The following is a 1805-nucleotide window of genomic DNA, read 5'->3' as shown; positions in this document are numbered from 1 at the left end:
CGCTCTTCCGATCTCACAGACCGTGGCCGTCGCGGCGAACGCCGACGGTCGCCTCGAGCTGTTCTACATCGACGATCACGGACACCTGCAGCACGACTGGCAGCTCAGCCCCAACGGGGACTGGCACGGTCAAGAGCGCCTCTGCGACGAAGCGAAGTGCGGCGGCGCGTGCACCGCGGTCGACGTGGGTCGCAACCAGGACGGCACGCTCGAGGTCTTCTACGCGACGGGCGACGGCACGCTCCTGCACGACTGGCAGACCGAGGCCAACGGCGACTGGCACGGCGCGGAGGCGCTCGCGGGCAAGGCGATCGAGGTGAAGGTCGGCAGCAACGCCGATGGTCGTCTCGAGGTCTTCTTCCGCGATCCGATCGGCATCGTGTGGCACGACTGGCAGACGACCCCGAACGGTCAGTGGCATGGCCTCGAGAGCCTCGGCGTGCGCGCGCGCCGGCTCGACGTGGCGCGCAACCGCGACGGCCGCCTCGAGGTGTTCTTCATCGACGTCGACGGCCAGGTGCGCAACCAGTGGCAGGCGAGCGCGAACGGCGACTGGGGCACGGACGACGAGGTGCTCGGCGAGCACGCGACCGATCTCGCGATCGGCCAGAACCAGGACGGCCGCCTCGAGCTCTTCTACTGGGGCAAGGGCGAGGACGTCTGGCACAACTGGCAGCCGCGCGCGGGCCAGGGCCCGTGGAATCCGATCGTGCAATACGGCGCCGAGTCCGTCGGGTGAGCTGCGGGTTCAGTGGTTTAGGGCCCGCGTATGAATGACCCATCCGTTTCGCCGCCGGGGCATCCCCTCCAGCACCGCCCGTTCTCCTCCAAATACTCCCAGTATTCCTCGTCGCCCGGTCGTCACTGGCGGGGCGCCGCGACGCCGATCCGATCTGGTTGTTCATACGCGGGCCCTTACGCTGGGCGGCGAAACGCCCATGACCGATCGGGTGGGTGATGGACAGTCTCAGCGTCGTGTGGAGGTAGCCATGGGGCCCCGCAACCTGCTCGCGACCGCACACCTTGCACTGAGCTTGGCTCTCGGTGGATGCGGAGGGGAGCCTGCAGAACCCGAGCTTGGTGAGGCGCCTGAGCCATTCTTCACTTTGGACAGCGCGGTCGTGAGCCCCTACGCGCACGAGTTTCCTATGGCCACGGTGTCGGTGGCCGGCGAGCGCCGGTACTGGATCGTGATGCTTCCATCGGACACGCCAGGAGAGTGGGTGTACGGGGCAGTCGATCTGCAGTCAGGAGCGGTGGTCGGGCGATGGGCAGCGACGGGGCAAGTCACGGGGATCTGCCCACTGGGGCCGACCTGGGAGCGGGCAGTCATTGCGGTCGTGGGTGCCAGAGATGGCGGCAGTGAGCTGTGGGGCTTCGATGCTCGCGCCGTCTCGTTCGCTCTCTTGGCGCGCGTGGCGGGTGACGCTTTCCCGAGCGCGGTGCAGGGTGTGACTCAATGCCGGTCATTCGATAGGGGGGAGGTGCTCGTGGGTCTGATCCGGCGGGAGGCCACTCCTCCCGTGACTGACAACGCGGACGTGGCGATGCTGCTGGATGAGGCCTGGGTCGCAGGTCGAGACGGTCGACCGCCCTGCGAAGCGGCGGATTGCCTACCCATCGTCACAGAGGAACTCCCGAGCGGCGCGGAGTGGACCTCGTCGTCGTTCACGAACTACGAGAGCTTCGGGGCGAGCGATGCGTACCGTTTACGTGGTGTCTTCACGGGACACGGCGGTCCGAGAACCTACAGCCTGGAGCGAGCGCAGCGCGTCGGGCATCGCCTGCTGGGCTTGCGTGACGTC

The 1805-nt window shown here is 67.6% G+C and carries 1 protein-coding gene and 1 pseudogene; both read left to right on the top strand.

Annotation, left to right across the window (positions count from 1 at the left end; all coding sequences use genetic code 11):
- A pseudogene (locus Q0C41_RS31095) lies at positions 1-739 on the top strand (peptidoglycan-binding protein); the annotation flags it as partial.
- Between the two features lie 409 nt (positions 740-1148).
- The coding region (locus Q0C41_RS31090; protein WP_291990880.1) for a hypothetical protein at positions 1149-1805 on the top strand (657 nt) is incomplete at its 3' end.

The organism is Luteitalea sp. (assembly GCF_022842525.1).
GTDB lineage: Bacteria > Acidobacteriota > Vicinamibacteria > Vicinamibacterales > Vicinamibacteraceae > Luteitalea.
The sequence above is the reverse complement of the archived record's forward strand: the minus strand, read 5'-3'. Positions and strand labels throughout refer to the sequence as shown.